This is a genomic window from Psychrobacter sp. NPDC078929, from assembly GCF_050267985.1.
GTDB lineage: Bacteria > Pseudomonadota > Gammaproteobacteria > Pseudomonadales > Moraxellaceae > Psychrobacter.
In genome coordinates this window covers 25412-51009 of the sequence record NZ_JBNNFX010000014.1, presented here as the reverse complement: position 1 = coordinate 51009, position 25598 = coordinate 25412, and the positions used below count along the sequence as shown (strand labels likewise).

At 42.7% G+C, this 25598-nt stretch carries 21 protein-coding genes, 1 tRNA gene and 1 other RNA gene; 5 read left to right on the top strand and 18 right to left on the bottom strand.

The window, feature by feature from the left end; translation table 11 throughout:
* Positions 1-57: 57 nt before the first annotated feature.
* The 15 genes from ACQKCG_RS09090 to coaD form a co-directional block, all read right to left on the bottom strand.
* Entirely contained in the window at positions 58-450 is a 393-nt protein-coding gene (locus ACQKCG_RS09090) for a DUF4845 domain-containing protein (protein WP_240990948.1), read from the bottom strand.
* A gap of 131 nt (positions 451-581) precedes the next feature.
* Positions 582-1484, bottom strand: coding sequence for a signal peptidase I (gene lepB / locus ACQKCG_RS09085; RefSeq protein WP_160021523.1), 903 nt, complete (start codon positions 1482-1484; stop codon positions 582-584).
* Between the two features lie 102 nt (positions 1485-1586).
* On the bottom strand, positions 1587-3386 hold the full coding sequence (gene lepA / locus ACQKCG_RS09080; protein ID WP_101204270.1) for a translation elongation factor 4: 1800 nt from the start codon (positions 3384-3386) through the stop codon (positions 1587-1589).
* Between the two features lie 363 nt (positions 3387-3749).
* Positions 3750-4991, bottom strand: coding sequence for a capsule biosynthesis protein (locus tag ACQKCG_RS09075; protein WP_201556098.1), 1242 nt, complete (start codon positions 4989-4991; stop codon positions 3750-3752).
* A 145-nt stretch (positions 4992-5136) separates the two neighbouring features.
* Positions 5137-7620, bottom strand: a complete 2484-nt coding sequence (locus ACQKCG_RS09070) for a capsular polysaccharide biosynthesis protein (protein WP_227543692.1) — start codon at positions 7618-7620, stop codon at positions 5137-5139.
* Between the two features lie 75 nt (positions 7621-7695).
* Positions 7696-9468 (bottom strand): polysaccharide biosynthesis/export family protein, encoded by a 1773-nt coding sequence (locus ACQKCG_RS09065; RefSeq protein ID WP_057758382.1) that lies wholly within the window; start codon positions 9466-9468, stop codon positions 7696-7698.
* Positions 9469-9523: 55 nt separating this feature from the next.
* Positions 9524-10639: a capsule biosynthesis protein gene (locus ACQKCG_RS09060; RefSeq protein ID WP_134292613.1), complete on the bottom strand. Its 1116-nt coding sequence runs from the start codon at positions 10637-10639 to the stop codon at positions 9524-9526.
* Entirely contained in the window at positions 10608-11279 is a 672-nt protein-coding gene (locus ACQKCG_RS09055; RefSeq protein ID WP_134292612.1) for an ABC transporter ATP-binding protein, read from the bottom strand. The genes ACQKCG_RS09060 and ACQKCG_RS09055 overlap by 32 nt, the downstream gene beginning before the upstream one ends.
* Before the next feature lie 14 nt (positions 11280-11293).
* Positions 11294-12106, bottom strand: a complete 813-nt coding sequence (locus ACQKCG_RS09050; protein ID WP_134292611.1) for an ABC transporter permease — start codon at positions 12104-12106, stop codon at positions 11294-11296.
* Between the two features lie 226 nt (positions 12107-12332).
* Positions 12333-12409, bottom strand: a tRNA-Met gene (locus ACQKCG_RS09045).
* A 121-nt stretch (positions 12410-12530) separates the two neighbouring features.
* Positions 12531-12897: RNase P RNA component class A (rnpB, locus tag ACQKCG_RS09040), an RNA gene on the bottom strand.
* A gap of 74 nt (positions 12898-12971) precedes the next feature.
* Positions 12972-13685: a dethiobiotin synthase gene (gene bioD, locus ACQKCG_RS09035; protein WP_101204275.1), complete on the bottom strand. Its 714-nt coding sequence runs from the start codon at positions 13683-13685 to the stop codon at positions 12972-12974.
* The gene (gene bioA / locus ACQKCG_RS09030; RefSeq protein ID WP_227522860.1) at positions 13682-15022 is read right to left on the bottom strand and encodes an adenosylmethionine--8-amino-7-oxononanoate transaminase; all 1341 of its coding nucleotides are present in this window, start codon (positions 15020-15022) and stop codon (positions 13682-13684) included. Before bioA ends, bioD begins: the two co-directional genes overlap by 4 nt.
* A 55-nt stretch (positions 15023-15077) precedes the next feature.
* On the bottom strand, positions 15078-15326 hold the full coding sequence (locus tag ACQKCG_RS09025) for a YfhL family 4Fe-4S dicluster ferredoxin (protein ID WP_021814308.1): 249 nt from the start codon (positions 15324-15326) through the stop codon (positions 15078-15080).
* A 121-nt stretch (positions 15327-15447) separates the two neighbouring features.
* Entirely contained in the window at positions 15448-15966 is a 519-nt protein-coding gene (gene coaD, locus ACQKCG_RS09020; protein WP_102078894.1) for a pantetheine-phosphate adenylyltransferase, read from the bottom strand.
* A 251-nt stretch (positions 15967-16217) separates the two neighbouring features.
* Here coaD and smpB point away from each other — a divergent pair, with 251 nt between their 5' ends.
* Complete coding sequence (gene smpB / locus ACQKCG_RS09015; protein ID WP_057758370.1) at positions 16218-16694, top strand: SsrA-binding protein SmpB; 477 nt, start codon at positions 16218-16220, stop codon at positions 16692-16694.
* Between the two features lie 172 nt (positions 16695-16866).
* On the opposite strand, the gene rarD is transcribed toward smpB, so the two are convergent.
* Complete coding sequence (gene rarD / locus ACQKCG_RS09010; RefSeq protein WP_227543691.1) at positions 16867-17889, bottom strand: EamA family transporter RarD; 1023 nt, start codon at positions 17887-17889, stop codon at positions 16867-16869.
* Positions 17890-18130: 241 nt separating this feature from the next.
* On the opposite strand from rarD, the gene ACQKCG_RS09005 reads away from it, so the two are divergent.
* Positions 18131-18598 carry an Lrp/AsnC family transcriptional regulator gene (locus ACQKCG_RS09005; protein ID WP_101204277.1) on the top strand — a complete coding sequence of 156 codons (468 nt, stop codon included), beginning with the start codon at positions 18131-18133 and terminating at the stop codon, positions 18596-18598.
* A 163-nt stretch (positions 18599-18761) separates the two neighbouring features.
* On the top strand, positions 18762-19520 hold the full coding sequence (locus ACQKCG_RS09000; RefSeq protein ID WP_134292610.1) for a hypothetical protein: 759 nt from the start codon (positions 18762-18764) through the stop codon (positions 19518-19520).
* 134 nt (positions 19521-19654) lie between these two features.
* On the opposite strand, the gene ACQKCG_RS08995 is transcribed toward ACQKCG_RS09000, so the two are convergent.
* Together ACQKCG_RS08995 and ACQKCG_RS08990 are read right to left on the bottom strand one after the other, a co-directional pair.
* The gene (locus ACQKCG_RS08995) at positions 19655-20287 is read right to left on the bottom strand and encodes a hypothetical protein (protein WP_101204279.1); all 633 of its coding nucleotides are present in this window, start codon (positions 20285-20287) and stop codon (positions 19655-19657) included.
* Positions 20288-20297: 10 nt separating this feature from the next.
* The gene (locus ACQKCG_RS08990) at positions 20298-21581 is read right to left on the bottom strand and encodes an ammonium transporter (protein WP_101204289.1); all 1284 of its coding nucleotides are present in this window, start codon (positions 21579-21581) and stop codon (positions 20298-20300) included.
* A gap of 612 nt (positions 21582-22193) precedes the next feature.
* Here ACQKCG_RS08990 and ACQKCG_RS08985 point away from each other — a divergent pair.
* Both ACQKCG_RS08985 and ACQKCG_RS08980 read left to right on the top strand, forming a co-directional pair.
* Positions 22194-24608: a YgiQ family radical SAM protein gene (locus ACQKCG_RS08985; protein ID WP_134292609.1), complete on the top strand. Its 2415-nt coding sequence runs from the start codon at positions 22194-22196 to the stop codon at positions 24606-24608.
* Between the two features lie 327 nt (positions 24609-24935).
* The gene (locus ACQKCG_RS08980) at positions 24936-25346 is read left to right on the top strand and encodes a hypothetical protein (protein ID WP_134292608.1); all 411 of its coding nucleotides are present in this window, start codon (positions 24936-24938) and stop codon (positions 25344-25346) included.
* Positions 25347-25598: the final 252 nt, after the last annotated feature.

Genomic DNA, 25598 nt, shown 5'->3' with positions numbered 1-25598 from the left:
AATATTATTTGATATATTTTATGAAATAATGAAAGCGCTATGTCGTACTATGATGGCTTACTCTGCTGTTGCCATCTCGATGTTACCTTCGAAACGGTTTACGATGTCGACATTGCTAAAAAAGTTATTAGTTACTGCATATTCTTTATAGATAGCTAATTGACCTGTTTTTTTATCGGTAAAGGTAAATACCTCTTCTGCCTTGGTATCATAGTCAGCATTGATAGATAACTGTTTGTTGACACGTTCAACAAATTGTTTGGCTGTTTCTTTATTATTATTGGCTTCTTTTAGCTGCGCACTTAATACTTTGGTCAGTTGGTAGTCACCAATTTGAGCTGGTACAATAGCTACTGTCAATTTAGTCGCAATACCCAAAAGCATAATAATGAGAACAACATTTGTCACACTGGCGCCGCGCTGCATAGCCAAACCAGATAATTGCTGCATTATGATATCCTTCTAAAGATAAACGACTATTTTGAATAAGTGTATAAATAATAAATAGCTATTTATTAGATAGCAACGATATTAGCATAAAACCATTGTCAACAAATCAACCGATAAACAATCACACCGCCTTAATTGATAGTACCATTACGCTCAAAGGTTGGTAGGTTAAGACCAGGTGGTTTATGCATCCAAATATAAACTGCCTTACCTGCTAGGTTTTCATCAGGAACGAATCCCCAAAATCTACCGTCTGCACTGCGATCTCGGTTATCACCCATCACAAAATACTGACCTTCTGGTACGTCAATGCGCCACTCAGTACCTTCTGACTCAACCACTTCTGGCGATTGTTGTTGTAAAAATGGCGCGTACTGTGAACTGTTCATGCCATCTAAATAGCGCACGAGATGATTGTTGTCACCTTGTACTTCTTCAAAATATTGTGCCGCATCTTCTTCTTGTTGACCCATTGCAGAAGCACTCTCTTCGGTCAGCACTTGACCTGGACCAACCTGGCCTGGTAAGTATAACTGTGAAGTCAATTCAGCATTTGCCGCGAAATCTACAGACTTAGTCTCAACAGGTACATCATTGATAGATAACGTGCCTTGACTATAACTTACGGTGTCACCAGGCAAACCGATAACGCGTTTAATATAATAAATGCTCGGGTTTTCAGGATAGCGAAACACTGCCACATCACCATGCTCAGGTTCACCAGTATCTATCACCTTATTGTAGGTTAACGGCAGGCGCACGCCATATGCGTACTTATTGACAGCAATAAAGTCACCCGTATATAGCGTTGGCACCATAGACGATGATGGAATATTAAAAGGCTCAATTAAAAATGAGCGTACTATCAATACCACTGCTAACACAGGAAAAAAGTCATAAGCCCAGCGAACTAGTAAGCCTTCTTGACCTCGACCACGAGTTTTGCGCTGTTTGAGCGCTAGCTTATCTAACAGCCAAACAATTCCTAGGACTATAGTTAACGGCACTAAAATTAAATTAAAATCAAAATCCATACCAAATTGCCTATTAACGAGCGGCTTATCTAACACCTTTACGATAAGACTCACTACATTTGACTGTTATCTACAATGACTATCTTAGGTTACGTTTAGCGATTAGCTATCAACTTGCAACACAGCTAAGAAGGCTTCTTGTGGAATTTCCACGTTACCTACTTGCTTCATACGTTTTTTACCAGCTTTTTGCTTAGACAGTAGCTTTTTCTTACGTGACACATCGCCACCATAGCATTTTGCTAATACGTCTTTACGCATGGCTTTTACCGTACTACGACCAATGATTTGGCTACCGATAGCCGCTTGAATGGCGACATCAAACATTTGACGTGGAATCAACTCTTTCATCTTAGTAACTAGGGCATTACCACGATAACGTGATTGGGTTTCGTGCACGATCATCGCTAAGGCATCAACTTTATCGCCATTGATTAGTACATCAACTCTCACCAATTTATCAGCTTGATAGCGCTCAAAGTTATAGTCTAACGATGCAAAACCACGTGAAACTGACTTTAGGCGATCAAAGAAATCCATAACCACTTCGCCCATTGGGATATCAAATATCAGCTGTACTTGTCGACCCATAAAACGCATATCAACCTGAACGCCGCGACGCTCAATACATAGCGTCATTACATTGCCTAAGAATTCTTGCGGTACTAAAATCTGACAGCGGGCAATTGGCTCACGGAATTCTTCTATGTTGTTTGGCTCAGGTAGATGTGACGGATTATCTACATAGATTACATCACCGTTCTTTTTCTCAATTTCGTAAATAACTGAGGGCGCTGTAGTAATCAAATCTAAATCATATTCACGCTCTAGACGCTCTTGGATAATCTCCATGTGCAGCATACCTAAGAAGCCACAGCGGAAACCAAAACCAAGCGCATCCGACGTATCTGGCTCAAAAAACAGCGACGCATCGTTAATTTGCAGTTTTTGCAAAGCTTCACGGAATTTTTCGAAATCACTCGAATCTACTGGGAACATACCAGAATAGACTTGTGGCGTGACTTGTTTAAAACCTGGGATACGATCCACATCAGGGGTCTTAGCATGAGTGATAGTGTCGCCTACTGGTGCTCCGGCAATATCCTTAATACCCGCAATAACAAAGCCGACTTCCCCTGCTTCTAAAACACCCGTATCTACAGGCTTAGGCGTAAAGACACCAATCGAGCCAACCAGATGCGCCTCTTGAGTCGATTTGATATATAACTTGTCACCTTTACGTATAGTACCTTCACGCACCCGTACCAATGAGACCACGCCCAAATAATTATCGAACCAAGAGTCAATAATTAGTGCTTGCAGTGGTGCTTCACGGTCACCAGTTGGTGCCGGGATAAACTCCACCAGCGCTTCTAGCAGCTTATCAACACCAAGACCAGATTTGGCTGATACTCGCGGTGCATCAACGGCATCGATACCGATAATATCTTCAATTTCTTGAATGACGCGTTCAGGCTCAACTTGTGGCAAATCAATCTTATTTAACACCGCCATGACTTCTAAGCCTTGATCAACGGCTGTGTAGCAATTGGCTACTGACTGCGCTTCTACGCCTTGAGCGGCATCAACAACCAATAGCGCACCTTCACAAGCTGCTAATGAACGCGACACTTCATATGAAAAGTCGACGTGACCCGGGGTATCAATAAAGTTAAGCTGATAGCGCTCACCATTTGGATGATCATAAAACAGTGTTACTGACTGTGCTTTGATAGTGATACCGCGCTCACGCTCAATATCCATTGAGTCGAGTACCTGCGCCTGCATCTCGCGATCTTGCAAGGCACCGCACATCTGAATAAAACGATCGGCAAGGGTCGACTTACCATGATCAATGTGGGCAATGATTGAAAAGTTACGAATATTGGCTAATGCAGTCACAAAGCGCCTACTAAATTAAGGGTGATAGAATAATAAAACTAAAAAATAAATATTGTCAGATGCAATTGATAACGTGCTTGTACTTCTTTCAAGGTTAACCGTTATAACAAGCCAATTTGGCTAATACCACCGTCTAAAATCCATAGCCAAGCACATTAACTCTTATGCGTAGACATAAAAGAGTATTCTAGCAGTTTTCCACTGCAAAGTAAGGCGATTTTGTTAGAAGAGATGTGACTTACAGATGAAATGACAAGCTAAAAAAGGATAACGCAACAATCGTTACACTTGTTGAACTTCGTTTCTTTATATAGATACTATTATAATTACTATGACTTCTTAGAAACAAAAGCGAATAAATGACTAGGGTAAATTGGTTTTAGACATATCTACGTCTGTAGTTTCACTGCCATTTTGGTACAGATACTTATACATCCATGGCGATCTGCCATAAAAAGCACCATTTATTTGAGTTTGCTCTATCAAGTACTCACGAAATCTCAAATAAAATTCATTATCTGGGCCCTTAGGCTGCTGCCAAAAATCATCAAGCGGCTTTTGATCTGTTAGCTTAGGAATATCGTAAATTGCACGACCCATAACCTTAGTAGGTTTCTTATGATAAACCGACTGCAAGCCTGTCGTACTGTTAATAGTCACCATGCCAATGCTGTATTTCATCAAAGTCGGCAGGTGCATATCACAACCATAGAAAACACGATGAGACACTTGATAGCGCTCAGCTAGGCTAGCTACCAACTCCCGATAGTCTCTATGACCACGATCCAATGGATGATGTTTAAACACGAGTAACTGTTTTTGCTTAGCAAAATTTGCAAAGCTTGCGATAGACTCGTCAATGAACTGTACCACATCACGATAATCACTATGATGGGTAATCTGTGAGTCATTATGTACTTGTAAACTGATCAAAAAGTAATTGTTACTTTCCTGTTTGGTCAGTCTATTTTGCAGGTGTTTGTCTGGTAAATATCCTCGTAGCTTCCGCCACGGTGCTTTTAACCAAGCGATGGCCTCTTGCCAAGCGGTCATACCACGATAATGCGAATAATGTGGATAACGACTTTTATAAAGCCAAGCAATGATGTAATAGACGATGGCCGCGATACTTAAGCGATAAAATCGATTATGTGTGTATAAAGGCTGATCATTGGCTTTCTTAAGTGCTTTAATCTCAGCAGTGTTTAGACGTGAATAGCCATTAATCCCATGCTCTTGTAAGGTAATGTAATCAGGACGCAAGTACCCTTCTTCAAAGACAAAAAATGAAATACCTAGCTTCTCACTGATACACGCTGCTTGAGTATGATGCGGTCGACAATCGCCAAAGCATACAATCGCATCAATGGCATTTTCTTTAATGAACGCCTGCAACCAAGAGGAAAATTGCGCTAATGTATTGGTATATTCGTAGGTATTGTCGTGATGATAAAAAAAGGCATCGCCTGCATTAAAATTGATTTTACTTACTTTAATATCTTGAGTTTGCAAGAATGACGAAAAGCGATTAAAAAACCCACCCATTTTCCCTTGTAGTAGCAAGACATGTCGATGAGTAAGCAAGTGAGACATCGAAGCTGCCATAATACAGGGCTACCATTAAATGAGAAAATAAGAGATAAAAATGAGAAAGGTCGTGCAACCGTGTGAAAACACATAGCGTAAAAGTGATTATACCGAAAAAGCATCTATTTGTCGCAATGCAATTATACGGTGCTACTCTAATAAATTAACGAGACATTTTACGCAATTTCTGTTGCCACTGGTGACGCTGTTGCATAAAACGTGTGGTCACGTGACGTCTCAATTTTGTAGATAAAGACAAGGTCACAGTCTTAGCTGAACTACTTAAAGTACTAGCCATTTCAGATTGCGATTCTTCATTACTCGCAAGCAGCTGTGAGTCTTTAGGAGGATACAAATAATCAATCACCTGCTCTACTTGTGCTAGCCCATAGCCGTCAGGTAGACGATACAACGGGTAACATATAAGCGCGCCATATATTAGCTGCTCAAGAGTCAAAGGTATATCTCGTTGACGCCTTTTTAGATAGGTAGCTTTCGGTAACGACTGCTCATCAATATCTGTGGTCAATCCCCAACCTGCATAAAACGGCAATCCATAACAGGTAACGTCTAACCCTCGCAGCAACGCTTCAAAACCAGTCAATGAGCTGATCGTATGAACCTCATCCACCCATTCTAAGCAATCAGGCATTGCAGTATCGTAGGCAACCGCTTGAACTTGTCGTAGATGAGCTTCTGATACTTTACCTGCTCGCAGTCCTGCCTCAACATCAGGATGCGGCTTATAAATCAAATAAGCGTCTGGGTTATCTTGTCGTACACGTTCGATCAAACCACTGTTTGTCTTTATTGTGGAACCGCAGTACTGTACTGACAAATCGTCCTCTACCTGACCGATAATAAGAACACGTCGTCTCCCAGATATTTTGGCATCCTGCATCCACGAGTTATTTTGAATACTAGAAACATCTATACCAACCCCAACATTGTATTTACTTACCCGCTGATTCAGCAGTTTGTCTTGCAGTTTGTTTACGCGAAGACGCTGTTCAGAACTTAATGGCTGACAATTTTGCAGCAATGTTTCTAAGTCTGAAGGCTGGGTCGCATCGTAATAAATACCTTGTTTGTCTATGACAACAGACAGTGGTGCGAGTAAAGTAGCACCTAAACCATTTGATCGGATAAACCCATCTTCCATACAATAAATAGCTGGCATGTCCGAGCTTTGTTCAGCAAGTTTACTCTGTAGCTTCTTTTGTACTTGCTGACGTTTGGCCAAACCCCATACCAATAAAGGCTGGCTGAAATTGACACGGAAATGGTCTGGATGTAGAAGATTTTTTAGACGCGGTTTTGGTTTGATAAATAATGTCGTACGCGGTAGGTCTATAAAGGCTTTGACAAATGGCAGCTTCCAACGACTAAATTCATATATCGTCAAATCGCCTTCAAGACGCGCTTGCCACCACCGATTGGTCACCAACCACTCAATGGCTGTATCGATATCACAAGCTTGTTTCGTTGCTGGATCTACATAACGACTATAATTAACATAAGCACTATAAAATAATGTTTCTAATGACGTTTCAAGCGTCTTATGTGACGTGGCAGGAAACATTGCTGAGTTTGACAAATCTCTATTACTGAGAAGTATCTCAGCTGACTCTAAACGACGTTTCTCAACTGCTTTAAGTAAGTTTTTAGGTGCATTAGTGTCATCGGTCAGCCCCCATCCGCTATACCAGCTGACTCCAAAGCAATGTACTTTTTTACCTAGCATTAATGCTTCAAAGCCCATATGTGAGCTGACGGTATAGACATCACTTACTTGCTTAAGCAGTTCAATAGGATTGAGAGATTCAGTCAATAGCCTAACGTTTTTAGGCAGTTTTAAGTTGGATAAGTAGCCTGATTTTGACGCAGGATGAGCCTTTATCCAAATATGGGCGTTAGGATGGTTGTGGCATGCAGATTTTAGCATCTTCTTAAATTGACGTTTATTCGCACCAGCACCTTTAACAGAGGCATCACCCGCTACCTGATCAATCAACAAGATATGTAATGGTGAAACACTTTCTTTTTCGTTAATATTTTCTTCATTAATCAATTTGTCCAACGACGGACAATCGATTATGGAATTATATTTACTCAGTTTTTCTTCGCATATACGTGTCATCAGATGATGAGCACGTGCCTCGTCTGCTGCGCGATCATTGCTAGTACTCTTGGTGCGCTCAACAATCAACTGCTCGAGGCGCGAGTGATGCGTCATATCAAAGTAGATACCAACGTCATCGATAACCACACTCAAACCGTGGCGACTATTAATACCTGAATCTAATGAACGCAAAAATCCATCTTCAATACTGAAAGCATTCACATTCTGACGGGTGGCAGCTTTATCAGCTCGTTGAAAGCTTTTCTTGTGTCCCCATCCAATAAATGCCTCAGGTTGTGATTTTTTCTTGTGATTTATCAGGCTTTGTTGCAAGCCTGACCACGGATACCAGCGCTGGATATCAGCTTGCAACACTTGCGAGAGTAGCAAGTTATTGCGACACATACCTTTACCAACTACTGCCAGTTGCTTTGGTGATTGGTACTGTGACGATGGCGAAAGTAGCGCATGATCAGAGGTAGACATAGTAGATACCTTGACTTCATTCGCTACTTCTTTTGCCATACCTTTAATACCTTCACTCGTTAATTTTAGTTAAATCTATTCAACAGTCATCGTTAAGTTATGAATGGCTAACCGTTATAGGTCTAGAACTACCTTGGCAGCAATTGCTAGCTGATAAACAATCTGTGATAGACCGCGAGCAATCTCCACACGCTTAGTTTTAACTTTCGGTAATACCATAATCTCATCACCCTGCTGGATACGATACGCAGTATTGACCACTTGGCTCGCTCCATTTTGATGAATAATTAAGATATCTTTTGTATCAGCGTTATCAGAGAAACCACCAGAATTAGCCACATAATCGCCAACGGTGTAGTCTGGATTAAAGGTAAGTGCCCCTTGTGCTCGTACTTGACCATTGACTGTAATGACTGACGTTTGTGCTGGTATCTCAATGATGTCGCCCTGTTGCAGAATAATATCCTGCCACGAGTTTGGCACAACAACAATCTGACCATCAGTCTGAACATTGCGAGCTTTGGCGACGAACTGCTTAACCAATGCAGCATCATCTTGGCGCAGTGCTGCTTCTTCACGAGTCGTTGACTGAGTGGCTAGTGTTAACTCTTCTAGACGATCGAGCGACTCGTTAATCATGCGTTTTTGTTGCTCAGCAACAGATTCACGATAGATGGTGAGATGCGTTAATTTTGCCAGTGGGCTTGGCTGTAATTGTGGCACGATATCTTTTAGACGCGCACCATATGGCACAACCATCGCACCATTACCAGTATGTGCACCTTTTACCTGCACAGCGATGGTACCTGCGTAACGATCTGACGTTACTACCATTTGATCGCCGTTATAGACAGGAACGTTTTGGGCTTCACTTAATGAGTAGTACTCTGCCGTTTGTGCACGTCCTGCACTGCGAGTGATGCTGACATTAGTAGCATTGGCTGCTGGATTAGACACTTGCAACACATCACCAATAGTCAGATCATTCACATCAAATTCAAAGGTATACTCGTTTTGTACTTGACCGCTTACCACAAATGTCTTTTTCTGCGGGGCCACGGTGATGACATCACCATCACGGAATGAAAATGCCTGTAATTTACCTGCTAGCAAAAAGTCATATAAATTGACTTGCTGTAGCATTTGACCATTGCGCTTGATTTGAATATCGATATAACTACCGCGCGTTGGGTCAACGCCGCCTGCTCTATCTAAATAAGACAATACCGAGTCTGCTGCTAGACCACCGTAATAGCCTGGCTGCTTAACAAAACCTGTGACGAATACTTTAACGGGTTGCGCCTGCTCTAATGAAGCATAAACCCCTACATTCGAGCGGTAAATACGACTGACGGCACTTTTTACCACATTCTGTAAGCTACCATTTTGCACACCAGAGACACGTACTGGCCCAACGTTCGGTAAGAAAATATTACCCTGTGGATCGACGGTCATGGTAGCCGCATATTGGTAAGCGCCCCACATTCTTACTTGGACGTTATCGCCAGGGTTAATCACATAGCTATCATTGAAGGTAGAGCCTGAAGTTGTCGAAAATGCCCCACGGAATAGTTGCTCACCAAACATCATATCTTGAGTTTTAATATCTTGATAAGGACGTGTGGTATTGATAACTGACTGGCTTGGTAAGCTTGCTGCATTAACCGCTTCTTGAGTCGTTGCTTGCCCTGGCACTGCCCCAGCAAATGCTTGGGTAGACACGTTAATATTGCTCTGGTTCTGAGATTGACTCATGTTATTGTTGCTTGTGCCAAAGCCCGAACCTGATATTTGATCTGCATAACTGCTTGCAGCTGTTGCAGACATACTAGTCGCCGCCATTGCCAAGCTTGTCGCTATCACGATAGAACGTGGTTTCATATTCATGAGTTATATTCCTTTCCTGATCTATCGATCATTACTGATATCTGGTTTTTCAAGATTAGCTACGGTGATCACGGACAACTGCCATTACCAAACGCACAAATCCGTATAGCATTAAGAGCAATGCAAGCGATGTCCAAATAAGATACGCTTGGCGCGGATATGTTGCATCTTCAGCTTCATAGGGTGTTGAGATCACAATCAAGTTTTTCATTTTCTTAAACGCTTCTAGTCTTGATTTCTCAAGCGATGACAACGACAGTTTATACAACTCGGTAGCAAAATCCACATCTGCCTTGATGGTCTCAAACTGTACCGCTTGACGGTTTAATTTGGTTGTATTTGGTGATGTCAATTTAGTTTGTTCTTGAGTGATTTGCTCTTCAACAGCCTTTATCTGGCTTCTTAGTGAAACCACTTGCGGCGCATCTGGATTTAGATAACTGAGTAACTGACGCTCTTCGGTACGCAACGAGCTTAATTGCGCTTGCAAGCTGCCAATTAACTGATTGACAATTTGTGCATTGGCTTGTGGGTCATAGATTTCGTTTTCATTCTGATAGTTTAATAGCTGCTCTTTGGCATCATTTAAACGCTCTTCTGATTCATCTAACTGAGTTTCTGCAAACGCCAATTGATCACGAGCCACTTCTTGTGAAATACGGTTCACAAAACGCTCAGACTCTCCTAAGATAGCTTTGTTCAGCTCAAAAGCATACTTTGAGTCAAAGCCTTCTGTTGATACCGAAAGTACATAGCTCTGCTCGTCAAGATCAATGTGAACCCGTTTTTTGAAGTACTCAAGCAAATCTTCTTGGGTTGCATCAGGATCGATTTCATAAATAGGGTCTGAACCATCAACATAGTAAGCGTCTCGGAACTTAAACTTATTATCGAGTCGCTTCACCATATCATTCGACAAAATGTATTCTGTCAAATAGGTTGCATCTTCTTTACTGGTACTATTAACGCCCAATAGAGCTGATATACCACCACCAGATGGTACGCTCGAATCACTGACTTGCTTCACTACCACGTCAGCAGTCGAAACGAAACGCGGGTGCGCCAGTGTCATTACATAGTATATAACGAGCAACCAAGGAAGGATGACCAAGCCAATAAACAGCGAGAAGTTAATTATCTTACTTTTTTGCTTTGTGGATATGCTTTTCATAAACCTCAATCGCTTCTGTTGTATCGTCAAACACGTGTGCTGTTTGATCCATTAGTACAATACCAATATCGCAGTTTCGTTTGATATCACCAATATTGTGCGACACTATTAAAAATCCTGCTTGTGCGCGGCGGGCCGCTAAAATCTCTTCACTACGCTTACGGAATGCTGCATCACCAACAGCACCCGCTTCATCGAGCATATAGTAATCAAAATCAAAGGCTAAGCTTAAACCGAACGTTAAGCGGGCTCTCATTCCCGATGAATAGCTTTTAACTGGCATATCAAAGTAATTACCAATGTCAGCAAACTCTTCGACAAAACGAATTTTTTCATCAATATAAGGGCCGCTTGAATATAAGCGGCAAACAAATCGGACATTTTGACGACCTGTTAAGCTACCCTGAAAACCACCTGCCACCCCAACTGGCCAAGAAATAGTCGAGTTGGTAATAATCTCTCCATGATCTGGCTTATCTAGTCCACATATAATGCGTAACAGTGTTGATTTCCCAGCACCATTACGACCAAGCAAGCCCACACTTTTTTTATCACCAATAGTCAGATTCAAATCTTTGAATAGATAATGCCGACCTTGTTTGGTCATAAATGATTTAGAGACGTTCCTAATTTCAATCATTCATTTACCTGCTATTACTTTGAACGAATAAGGTCTTTTTCGACTGCTTTATACATCAATAAACCTAGAAAATTAACACCTACCATCCACTTTAAAAAATATCCCATATCAATATGATATGCAGGATAAGTAGGAGATAGTGCATTTCTCATTAGCTCAATATTATGGACAAATGGAATATATAACAAATAAGTCAGATATGGCTCAGGAATAATATGAATGGAATACATAATTCCAGATACAAAGTATAAAATAGTAAAAATTAAGCCAATAACTTTGCTAATTTCACCACCATAATAACCAACCACCATCATTATCATTGCTAGCCCAAAACCAAATATAAACAGGGTTAGCCAGCAAAATAACACCACGTGAAGATTAGCAAAACTAATAGGAATACCGATAAAAGCCAGTATGGTTAGTAATAGTACAAATGTAAAAAAGTAAATCACTAACTCTAGAAATGAACGTGCAATAATGACATCAATATGACGTACCGAACGGTACATTAGAAGACCTTGATTGGCTTCTACTGCCCCTAGTGATCGTGTTGCTATTGTACTCATCATACGAAATGGTACTAAACCTGCAACCAAAAATAGCATGTAATCCATTCCAGGTAACACACGAGTCATGATAGCGCCAAATATTATTAGATAAATGGCAACTTGAAACATGATTTCTAAAGGCGCCCAAAGGTAGCCTAAACGATATCCACCAAAGCGAGTCTGTAGCTCGCGCATGATCAGTGCATGAAATGCTGCACCCATGACTTTAAGGCCACTGCGATGCTTGATAGGACGATAAGGAGGTAGTTGTACAGGCATGGCGTTACAGGACTTTACCGAAAACAGCCCCTATGATAAGTAAGCGCGACATAAGTTACAAGAATTAATCTGTATATAGACAGATAAACCTATGATTTAGTAAGAAATCTGTAAGTAAATCACACTTAAAAATCTATGTATCAATTGCTTCTGGTTTATAAAACCATTTATTTTGGGCAAAAAAAAACCAATCTCGATAGATTGGTTTTTTTCGTACTGCTATATATGGTGGCGATGAAGAGACTTGAACTCTTGACCTCACGATTATGAGTCATGCGCTCTAACCAGCTGAGCTACATCGCCGTTTTAGGCTGCACATTATGCCCAAGCTGTTGACTGCCGTCAACCCCTAATGAACATTTTTTGCAAAAAAATGAAGGTAACTCATATTAATTGCAATGATTACTACAACAAACAATAAAAAAGGTTTGGTAAACCGATAAGCCGGGTTCTGTCGTGGACGATCATTCCTCTAGGCGTATCATCGCTAATACGCTCAAGCAACCTACCCGCATCGAACGCGGGCCGCGCCATGCCGATGCCTATTTGGTCTTGCTACGCGTGGAGTTTACCATGCCGTGAAATGTTGCCATTCACGCGGTGCGCTCTTACCGCACCCTTTCACCCTTACCGATAATACCCTAAGATACTAAAGGCGGTCTACTCTCTGCTGCACTGGTCGTCAAGTTACCCTGCCCAGCCGTTAGCTGGCACGCTGCCCTATGTAGCCCGGACTTTCCTCCCCTGCTCATCTGTTGCCAGTGTGCAGCGGCGATCGCCTAGTCTACCAAGCGCGCTAGTATAGCAAACTTATGAGGGTCTGCGACTATCTTTTGGATTTATTTTTGAAGACAATACAAATAAGCTAAACAAAATTTTCTGGCAGTGTTTCAATATTACCGACCAAGTTATCTTTTAGATATGGTATCTGTAGCCAGTGCGCTTCGGGATAATGGCGAGCCAAATAATTTTGCAAAAAATCAATGGTACTGTTTGCAATCTCAGCATCCGTTTGCTCAGCATCGTCATGGATATGGTTATAAATCACACTATGTACCGTTAAGCCACGCGATTTTATGGCTTCTAAACTCAGTAACGTATGACTAATACTACCTAACCGACCGGAGGTGACCAAGATAATAGGATAGTCTTGCTCCGCAATATAATCTAAGGTTAACAACTCGGTGGTGATGGGAACCAACAAGCCGCCCGCTCCTTCGAGCAATACCACATCGTAATCGGATTGCAGTGTTTTGGTAGAACGCGTAATAATATCAGGGTCAAGCGGTTCATTCGCGAGTGCAGCAGACAGATGCGGTGACGCAGGCTTCTCATAGCGATAAGGACAGGTGGTAAAATCTAAATCACAATGTTGCAGCGGAATCTTCATCAGCTTGCGGTGGCTCAAGATATCATCTGCAATGCTTAGCTCGCCATTTGCTTGTTTACTAATGCCCGTTTGTACCAGCTTTTGAGTGATGACATTCACGCCTTGCTGCATCAACGCTTTGGCAAGCAGTCCAGTAGCATAGGTTTTACCGATATCGGTATCGATACCAGAAACAAATAAAACACTCATGGTTGACCTCGGTTTTCTAAATACGTACGCACCACTTTTAGCAGTGCTTGGCATAAGGTAGTTAGCTCATCATCAGTAATCACATAAGGTGGCATGATGTACACCAGCTTGCCAAATGGTCTGACCCAGATACCGTTATCAATCAACAAAGACTGAAAAATGGGCATATCGACCGCTTCATGCAACTCAATCACAGCGACTGCGCCCAAGCAGCGCACTTCAGCAACGCCTCCTAATAACGTAGCAGGCGCTAGTCGTTGCTCCATAATGCGTTGCATATTTGCGGTACGCGCTTCAATATCATAAGACATAATCAAATCAATCGATGCACACGCAACTGCACAAGCCAGTGGATTGCCCATAAAGGTTGGACCATGCATCAGCGCTGGATAGTCACTATCATGGATGGTATCGGCAATTTTTCGGGTACATAGCGTTGCGGCAAAAGTCATATAACCACCCGTTAGCGCCTTGCCAATGGTCATGATATCAGGGCTAATAGCTGCATGTTCACACGCAAATAATTTACCACTACGTCCAAACCCAGTGGCGATTTCATCCGCGATCAAGAGTACATCATATTCATCGCACAGTTGACGCAGCAATTGCAGATATTCAGGACTATAAAAACGCATCCCGCCTGCGCCCTGAATAATTGGCTCAATAATAAAACCTGCCAGCTGCTCGCCATGCTCTACAAAAAACTGAGCTAATGATTCACGCTCATCTACTGTCAAGGCGCGATCAAAGCCAAGTGACGGCGCAGGGACAAAATGCTGCATCGGTAACTGTTTACCATACAGGCTGTGCATACCATTAACAGGATCACAGACACTCATGGCATGCCACGTGTCTCCGTAATACCCTGAATGGGTTGAGGCAAACTGTTGCTTGGTTGGATGCTTGGCAGCTACTTGATATTGCAGCGCCATTTTTAGCGCCACTTCTACCGCAATACTGCCACTGTCAGCATAAAAAATTGCATCAAGTCCAGCAGGTATAATGTCGAGCAGTTTTTTGCCCAAATCTATCGCCGGCTGATGGGTTAACCCACCAAACATGACATGCGCCATTTTACCCAACTGCTTAGTCAGCGCGTCATTCAGTTTTGGATTGTTATAACCATGAACACTCGCCCACCATGACGACATACCATCGATCAGGCGCATGCCATCTTCGGTGATGATATAAACACCTTCAGCTCGATCGATTACGATATTAGAATAAGTGGGTGGCAGGCTGGCATAAGGGTGCCAAAGGTGTTGTTGATCAAAGTCGTTTGTGACTTGGATAGATTGCGTGGTTGTTGTTTGCGTGGTTATTATTTCCATGGTCATCGTGTTGTCCCTAAAACGTTGTAAACCCAAACGTCATCAATCGCTTATAGATACTTTATTGACCCGTAATACGTTTGTATTTAGATAGCAGGTCGCTTTCAGTCTCGACATGATTGGGATCGTGAGGAATACAGTCGACTGGACAAATCACAACGCATTGTGGCTCGTCAAAATGTCCGACACATTCTGTACATAGATCAGGGTCGATGACATAGATATCATCCCCTTCTGAGATGGCTTCATTGGGGCAAGCAGGCTCGCACACATCACAGTTGATACACTCATCAGTGATTAATAGTGCCATGAACTGTTCCTTATATTTTTACTCGTATTAGGGCTTGTCCCTAATTCAAACGTTTATCACTAAATGGCTGCTCCTTACTGTTTTAGCAAGTGCTAGCAGCATATCTTTAATGCAACATCTTTTATTTAATATTTAACTTTTTATCGAATGCTTGCAAAACACAAGGTGGAACGAATTTGTTGACGTCACCGCCGAGCTTGGCAATTTCACGAATCATGGTAGATGAGATAAATGAGTAATTTTGAGATGGGGTCAAAAATACCGCCTCAAAGTTTTCATCAAGCTCACGATTCATATTGGCTAGCTGAAACTCGTACTCAAAATCTGACATTGCACGCAAGCCACGCAAAACTGCCGTGGCGTTTTTCTCACGCATAAAGTCAACAAGCAGGCCTTCAAAACCAATCACAGATACTTGCGGTAAGTCTGCAAACACGGTTTCGACCAAAGCAACACGCTCTTCAAAATTGAACAAGGGTTTTTTATGATGGCCTGAGGCAACCGCGATAACAACCTCATCAAATAGCTTGACGGCGCGTGTGACCAAATCTACATGACCATTGGTAATAGGATCAAAGGTACCAGGGTATAGAATTTTGGTATGTAGCTTTGAGGAATTGGGAGAAATAGAGTGGCTCATAGCATGACTGATATAATCGGTGATATTAGGCCATATGCTAGCAAATTTTGCTCAAACTTAATACTTATCTGCTACATTTGTCCTAACAGCTGATTTACCTTTTCATCAGAGGCTTTGATACAATAGGCAGTTCGACTCATCCATCTCATAATCGAAATAAAAAACAAGACTAGTTATTGGATTAGGATGAGGAATTAGTGGGACTGATTAAATAAGGAGCCTGTGTCTTAGGTCATCCTTATGGAGAAATTATGTCAAAAAAATCAAAAAAGCCAGATAATCAGATTTGCGCCAATAAAAAGGCGCGTCATGAGTATTTTATCGAAGAAACCTTTGAGGCAGGACTGGCATTACAAGGTTGGGAAGTCAAAGCCATTCGTGCAGGAAAAATGACGATTACTGAAGCGTACGTCATATTCCGTAATAACGAAGCCTTCTTGTTTGGGGCGCACATTCAGCCATTGCTATCGAGCTCAACGCACGTTAGTCCAGACAGTATTCGTACCCGTAAACTGCTGCTGAACCGTCGTGAGATCGAAAAACTATCTGGGGCAATCAACCAGAAAGGCTACGCTTGTGTACCGTTGTCTTGCTACTGGAAAAACTCATTGGTGAAATGCCAAATTGGCCTAGCCTTAGGTAAAAAGCAGCATGACAAACGTAAAACGCTAAAAGATCGCGACTGGGAACGTGATAAGCAGCGCGGTTTCAAACAGCATTTAGATTAAGCATTATTTAATCTAAATAGAAAAGGACGGCTCAATAGTTATGAGTCGTCCTTTTTTTGTTGTCTATAACAGTTTATAACTAACTATTTTAAACGCTAGTTGGTAAAAGTAGGCCTTGTACAGTAGTAGTTTTATAAAATGGTCACCTTTATAACATCTAGCTAGCGACCTTTTATGCTATTTGATATTCTAGAGATAATGCTGTCTTTCTACTAGCCTGACGCAATTGCTCAACACCATGAGCAATCAAACACGCAATACCTAACCAAATCAGACCATAGCTATAGATCATCGCTGATTCAAATGGGTTACCTAGTACGGTCACTGCCAAGATAAACAGCAACGCTGGCTCTAGATAGCTCATCATGCCATAGACATTGACTGGTAGCATTTGACTGGCATCAATATTGGTCTTCATCGCCAAGACACTGAGCACACCCAAACCTACTAGCATCATGATAAAGAAACCAGAGCCGCTAACTAGCGCCAAACTACTTGGGGCAAAGAAGAACAAGTAAGCCAGCGCAAAAGGCGCAAATATCGTTAAATCAACCAATAACCCAGTTACTGCGCCAATTCCCTGCAGTCGGCGTAAAATGTAGTAAACGGGATACGTACCGCATACCCATAGCGTCGCCCAAGAGACACTTTGCGTACGGATAACTTCACTACCCACGCCCAATGCAGCAAAGGCCACTGCCAACCATTGCAAACGGCTTAGTTTTTCGCCAAAGAGGACACAACCAAACACCACCATCATTAACGGGAATAAGAAGTATCCCATCGCGGTTTGCACACCTTGCCCATTCACTGGCGCCCACATAAATAACCAAAACTGGCTAAGGAATATTGGCGTAGGTAATAGCAGCCAAGCCCACTGCTTAGCGCCTCTTAACACTTTCAATTTATCGATGTGCAATCCCAGACGTCCACTTACCATCAGGTATCCGACCAACGCTGCCCACATCGCGAGCATGCGCCAGATAAAAACCTGCGTCCCTGATAATGGCGACAAAAAACTACTATAGGCATAGAGTACGCCAAATAGCACATTGGACAGTATGGCAAAAGACACCCCTAATATTAATGTACGTTGTTGTGCGCTACCTGTCGTCCAAATCGCAGGTAGTGGCAAACGTGCAACAGTCGTTGCTAGCGTATTAGCGAATACATTGGAGAGCATTGAGATAGACATGATAAGCACCGTAGCTATTAATAGATGATAAAAACCAATTGCTAGCTCTTTTTTTAAAGCAGTTCTGATTGGTATAGTCTATTTTACTAGGGTGATTTGATATATTATCTCTATATAAGTTCATTGATGAATAAATATCTCAAATAGATATCATATAAATCGTTATTTTCTTATATTAAAATTTTTAGTGATAATATTTATAAAAATCGATAGAAAACTCTGCTGTTAAGGATGTCCTGATATGAGCCATACTTTAGATAATATTGATAAAGCTATTTTGAACTTGCTGCAAGATGATGCGACATTACCGCTTAAAACTGTCGCAGAGCGAGTGCATGTATCCATTGCGACGGCGCAGCGGCGTATACAAGCGCTAATAGATAGTGACGTGATTACCAAACAAGTCGCCATCGTCAATCCTGACAAAGTGGGTTATGGCCTGACAGCCGTAGTGATGATAGAAATGGAGCGCTCTAATACCTCAATGCAACATCGGTTTGAGCGCTTGATGGATGCGCAATCGCGAATCATGAGCTGTTATGAAGTATCAGGTGATTTTGATTTTATGCTGATGGTCAATGCAAAAAACATGAGCGACTATCATCAGTTCACTCGCAGCTTACTGACTTACGAAAATAATGTACGCAATTTCAAAAGCCAGTTTGTGATGAACTTTACCAAGAGTGGAACCAAAATCACGCTAGATTAATTATAATTAATCCGTCTCAGCTGAAGTTGCTATCATATGACAATGGATGATAAGTAGCTAAGTTACATATAAACACTGTACGATATTCACCAGACATCCGAGAAGAAATAAAAACTCGATAGTTAATTTCGTAAGCCTATTTTTTAGACAAGGAAGCCTAATCATGACTGACCACACAAATGCTACTCAGAAGAATATGCAAGCGTCATTAAAACCGTTAAACCCATTAAATTCAAAAAAGGTAATAGCAGGCGCTCTGTTTGCTACGGTACTAGCCAGCTCAGGCTGTGCGACCAGCTCATTGTTAGACAATAGCGGGCATGTCACCACGAACACAACAAAGCAGATACTGTCTGAAGATCAAATTGTTGCCTTTGGTCGTCCTGCGCATGCGTTACCAAAAATGCCAAACGCGTCAATGGTTATCGTAGGAGAAAAGAACAGCTACGTTCTTACCCAAGGTGGGATAGAAATGGTGAACTTACTGAGTAACTTGTCTCAAAAAAATATTCAAGTGGATAATGACATGAGCTTTCATGTACCCAAGAATGATGGGTACTTTCAAGGTGAGATGAAATTGTCTTATGCTAAATTAAAAGATGAGTTTGGGCGCTCAGACTATCAGTTCTTTTTGCAAAATAACGGTAAAGAGTGCACCTCAGCGAGTGATCAACGTATCAATGCTCAGCGCTTTTGTTTTAGTGTTCCTGTCAAAGGCGCTATCTATCCGCAAGTTAGTAACTTAGGGTTAATTCAGTCAAACTATCGCGCACTGACCAAACCATATACGGTGAGCTTCTATACACAGACTCAGCAAGATGTCGTCACTCGTAGCGGTCCAAATGGCGCACAAAAGCTAGTATTGCTACCCTTTGCCCTTGCCTTTGACGTGGTTACTTTCCCGCTTCAGTTATTAGATTAGATCGTTAAACTACTAGACCGCTCATCGTCTAGTATCAGGGTACACTATGAAAGCTACGTTATAAAAGCCCCTTTATATAAGGCACGTTATCGAAAGGTATTCCGTACCCGACCGTAACGTGCTTGTTTAATATTTTAGAATAACTTTTCGACCAATGTTTTAGGATAGCTTTGTTTCGCGGTTTCTGCTGCTCGAAACATCATTTCATCTGCTTCGACAGGGCCTGCAACGTCGCATAAGCATATATAAGCCAGCTGCATCAAATTATTTAACAGGTGCTCATTATCAGGTACAGACGGGCGATTGCCTTCTAAAAACTGACTGATGTTAAGACTATGCCCTTTGAAGGTGCGCTCTTGCGAAACAGTTTGGTGCATGGTCAGAAATAGATTGCGACTTTCTGTTTCTGATAGCTGGCTACGCAGCGCTTCTATGACAGTATAAAACGCCAAAACCAGCTCAGAGACAGGGACTGGCGCTTTGACTGTTTCATTATGGCTATTGTGACTGTCAGACTCTACTGTTTGCTGACTGTCCGCTTGCAACGTAGCCCAAAACCCTTTCCTAATATCGGACTTACAAGCTTGCAGCTCAGGATAGCGCCGTGTCGCATCCAAGACGCACTGCTGCATCATTTTTACAGAGACCGTCGAGTATCGCTGCCACTGTGATTTGAGCAGTCGCACCTCTTCAGGATGTAGATAATCGGCAAGTACTTCTGCCATCGCAGTCACAGCTTGGTCTACGGATTGAGTATCAATATTCATCAGCTCTCTCCTATAAATGCCGCTCGGTTAAACTCTTGGAATCAAACATTTGCTTCTGGAACTCAGGGTATCCAAGCTCTGCATGCTCGGTATAATCAAGGCCTCGCTGCTCATGTAAGCGGCTTGCTTTTAACCCAAAGCTTAGATCAATAAGCTTATACATCACTAGACCCAGTCCCAGTCCCCAGCCTAATGCCACGCCGACACCCAGCGCTTGTACGCCAAGCCGTGATAAGTTAAATAAATCTCCTGTATAAAACAATCCTGCGGCGAGTGTACCCCATGCCCCGCCAAAGCCATGTACTGCCACTGCCGAGACCACATCGTCTACCTTGAATTTTAATAATGCTTGCGACGATAAGATATATACCACGGAAGCAACCGCACCGATAATAATCGCAAAGACAGGCGTTGTGGTCGCACAACCTGCAGTAATCGATACGAGACCAATCAAGCTGGCATTGACACTATCGCTAAGTAAAATGGCTTTGTTAAGCGATCGGGAGATCAACATATAACTCACCACCGCACTGACTGCTGCGACAAAAGTATTGACTGCGATTAGACCAATATTGCCCGTGATAGATAATGTCGATCCAGCATTGAAGCCGAACCAGCCAAACCATAGAATAAATCCGCCTAGCGCTAGCAACGTCATGTTATGACCTGCGATGAGTCTTGGCGTGCCATCAGGTGCAAAGCGGCCTAGCCTCGGGCCAATGACCAAGATACCTGCCAGCGCCAACCAACCACCGATAGAATGCACAACGGTAGACCCAGCAAAATCAATAAAGCCAAGCTCAGCTAGCCAACCTGTACCGCCGAAATATCCGCCCCACACCCAACTGGCAAATACAGGATAGATAAACAAACAAATCAAACAGGCGGCGACTGCATAGCCGATGAACGAGACGCGCTCTGCCATCGCACCACTCGCAATCGTCACCGCTGTCGCTGCAAACATCATCTGAAAAAACATCAATGCCCAGTCCATATTGGATAACGCGACTGGCATAAAGTGATCCGTGCCGACAAATCCGGAGTGATTGGTACCCATCATCAGCCCAAAACCCACCAAGTAGAACGCTAGACCGCCGATACACATGTCAGTGTAATTTTTCATCATCACGTTTACCGCGTTTTTCGCTCGTACTGATCCGCTCTCAAGTAGAGCAAAACCTGCCTGCATAAAGAACACCAATACCCCGCCCCAGATAATCCAAGCGATATTTTGATATTCGAGCAGCTGTGCCACGGTCAATGTGTCGGCCTCAGCAGCTTGGGCGCTACCCATTGCTGCAAACAATACTGTACTTAGCACCAGCCTATTACTTAGCGATAGTTTTAATGGTTGTAATAGTTTTAATAATGTCTTTATCGTGTCCAGTCCAACAGATGATGTTCTCATTTTATCTCCAAACACTTATCTAGCCGTTCAAATTTTATCGGTGCACCATTTTCACTCATCAGTGTGCACAAATAAGCCCTAACAGGGGTGGAGCAAAACCTGTGCCAAAATCTACTATGAGAAATTAAGAAAAGTCATAAGTATAAGAAAACAAATGATTAGTATTAACCAAATTCATATTTTGATTATTGTGCTTGTACTCATGTAATTATGAATTGAACGAGGATGGAGAATATTACTTAATATAAGGTTTATAGCGCCAATTATGCGACTGTTCTGCCTAGACTACTTTTGCCATTATCTTGCTGTGCTGACAGCTTACTTTGCATGAGCAGTTTATCTCATGCTATCAATAACTTATCATTAATCACCCATCATAGAATAGGTCGCATAGTGAGTTGAATTCATGTTAAAATGAGCGCTTTTAAATGAGCCGTTAATATTTTTAATAAATAACGGCTTTTTTTAGTGCCATTTTTCTATTCAACAGGTCCGCCCATGTCTGCCGATACCATCGCCCGCACCGCCTTTAAACAAGGCACAAAACCTCTTTTCGATTACGACAAACACTGGGCGAGCTGCTACGAGCCTGCGCCCTATCTGCCTATGAGTCGCAAAGAGATGGATGATTTGGGCTGGGATGCCTGTGATGTCATCATCATTTCAGGTGATGCTTATGTCGATCACCCAAGCTTTGGTATGGCGATCATCGGTCGTCTATTAGAGTCGCAAGGGTTTCGCGTGGGTATTATTGCTCAGCCAGACTGGAAGAGCAAAGACGCCTTTATGGAACTGGGCAAACCTGTCTACGCTTATGGCGTGACCGCAGGTAACATGGATAGCATGATTAACCGCTATACCGCTGACCGCAAGATTCGTAGCGATGACGCTTATTCACCAGGCAACGTGGCAAACAAACGCCCTGACCGTGCCGCTATCGTTTATAGCCAGCGCTGCCGCGAAGCGTATCCTGATGTGCCTATTATCTTGGGCGGTATTGAGGGCAGTCTACGCCGTATCGCTCATTATGATTATTGGTCAGACAAAGTCCGCCGTAGTATCTTGCTAGACGCGCGTGCTGATGTCTTATTATATGGTAATGCTGAGCGTGCGATCGTCGATGTGGTACATGGTCTGTCTAAAGGCTATAGCTTTGAGCAGATGAGTAAATTGCGCGGTACGGCTTATTTATTGACTCCGACTCGTCGTCATTGGCAAGAAGACATGACTGAGGTTGCGAGTAACGATGTCGATACTGTCGGTCGTGTCGATCCAATTATCAACCCTTATGTGATGACCGAAGACGTTGATAGCTGTTCAATTGAGCAGAACAAACCATCGGACTCGCCTGTTGGCCAAGCCATGCCTTCATCTATGTCATCGCAATATCAGGGTTTTGTCGCTGAGCCAGTTGCCAATAAAGTTATCAACGCTGAACAAGTCGATGAAGAGACGCAAGTGGTGCAAATGCGCGGTTTTGATAAGCCAATGACCGCACGTAAGCATAAGCTAAAAATGCCACCACGTGAAAAAACCGTCATTCGTCTGCCTGACTATGAGCATGTCAAATCGGACCCTGTACTTTATGCTCATGCAAGTCGTATTCTGCATTTAGAGACCAATCCAGGTAACGCCCGTGCGCTCGTGCAACGTCATAGTAGCGGTGCTGGTAACTCGCATACCTCTATCGACGTTTGGCTCAATCCGCCACCAGTGCCACTCTCGACAGAAGAGATGGATTATGTGTTTGACTTGCCGTATGCACGCCTGCCGCATCCAAGCTATGGCGATGCGCGTATCCCTGCTTATGACATGATTAAATTTTCGGTCAATATCATGCGCGGCTGTTTTGGTGGTTGTACCTTCTGCTCGATCACTGAGCACGAAGGCCGTATTATCCAGAGCCGTTCAGAAGATTCGATCTTGCGCGAAGTAGAAGCGATTCGTGATACTGCACCGAACTTTACTGGTGTGATATCTGACCTTGGTGGCCCAACAGCCAACATGTACCGCCTCAGCTGTAAAGACGAAACGATTGAAAAGAACTGCCGTAAGCCGTCTTGTGTCTATCCGGACGTCTGCGAAAACCTGATTACCGATCACAGTAATTTGACTAAGCTATATCGCAAAGCGCGTGATATCAAAGGCGTGAAAAAAATCCTGATTGCTTCAGGCTTGCGTTATGATTTGGCAGTAAAAGATCCTGAATACGTGAAAGAATTGGTCAGTCATCACGTCGGTGGTTACCTCAAGATTGCGCCTGAGCACTCTGAAGAAGGCGTGCTATCGAAGATGATGAAACCTGGCATGGGCAGCTATGATCAGTTCAAAGCCATGTTTGAACAGTTCAGCCAAGAAGCGGGCAAAGAGCAATATCTGATTCCTTACTTTATTGCCGCCCATCCGGGAACCAAAGATGAAGATATGATGAACCTTGCGCTTTGGCTCAAAAGTAATGGCTACCGTGCTGACCAAGTACAGGCGTTTTATCCAAGCCCAATGGCGACCGCGACTACCATGTATCACACGCACAAAGATCCGCTACATAAGGTCAGCCGTGATGAAGGTGACATGGATATCGTCAAGTCTGGTAAGCAGCGCAAACTGCATAAAGCGTTCTTGCGCTATCATGATCCAAAAAACTGGGTATTACTACGTAAAGCGCTACAAGACATGGGTCGTAGTGACTTGATTGGTAAAAATCGTGGTTGCTTGATTCCACCATTTAACGCCAGTTTAGAAGGGCGTGATGCCGCGCAAGATACTTATCAGTCAGCGCGCAAAAAGAATAGCCGTGTTGGCAATGACTCAGTGAAGCGTAGTAATGGCTCGTCAAACAACAGTAAGAAGAAAGTCAGCAAAGGCAATTTCCAGACTCAGCATACTGGTCTGCCACCACGTAAAACCAAGTAGTATTCATAGCAAGTAATGTTCATAGTATAAAAGTACACGCTCAATCTAACGCGTGTTAAGTAAAACAAAAGCGTCTATCAGCCACTCGGTGATAGACGCTTTTTTATGCACCAATTTTATAGACGCGCACTTCATAGCTAACACGGCTTACTTTTCACCATGTCGCAAATTGCAAGTTACATTAGACAGCGGTTGGGTAACGAAGCTAACAGGTAATGAACAATTTCTAACATTGAAATAGTTCGTTTTCGCTACTATAACCCTCATATGCTAAACGCATCATTAAGAACAAGTAAATGACATCAGCGAAAAGCTTTGGAGAGCACTATGAAAATGATAACTAAAATTGCGACCACCCTACCAGTCCTTGCCTTATTGAGCGCTTGTGCGACTACCGCACCCACTACCCCAGATGCAACTGATACGCCAGTTCCAGAAAAAGTAACCGCTGCCTATGATCGTATGGCACCAGCACCGTACACCTGTACCGATGACAGCAAAATCATGGCAAAGCAATCTATCAATAAAGAACAAGTGATGCTCAACGCTACCCTACCAAAAGTAAAATGGGCTGAGCAGCCAATCATCCTAAATGGTAAAGTGAAAGGCGAAGTCGCAAGCTATGTAAACGACTCAAACCCAGAAGTCGTCTATGCATGGCACATGAAAGGTGACAAAGGTATTTTTGCGATGAAATGGGCTGATGGTAAAGAATACCAAGTAAACTGCCAAATCTAATCAGCTAGAGATACGCTCATGTCGTAATAGACAAATAGTCGTAATAAACAAAAAGCAGTCATTATATGGTGGCTGCTTTTTTATGCGTGTTCGTTTGATACGTGTATAAAGGTGGCTATAAAAAACAGTATCAGGTAGATAGTTGTATAGTCAGTTCAATATAATTTCGACACAAGGAAACCGAGCGCAATTTATACATTAGTACGCTTAGCGAGGATGACGATGTAGCGGATTTATATAGACTTGACTATA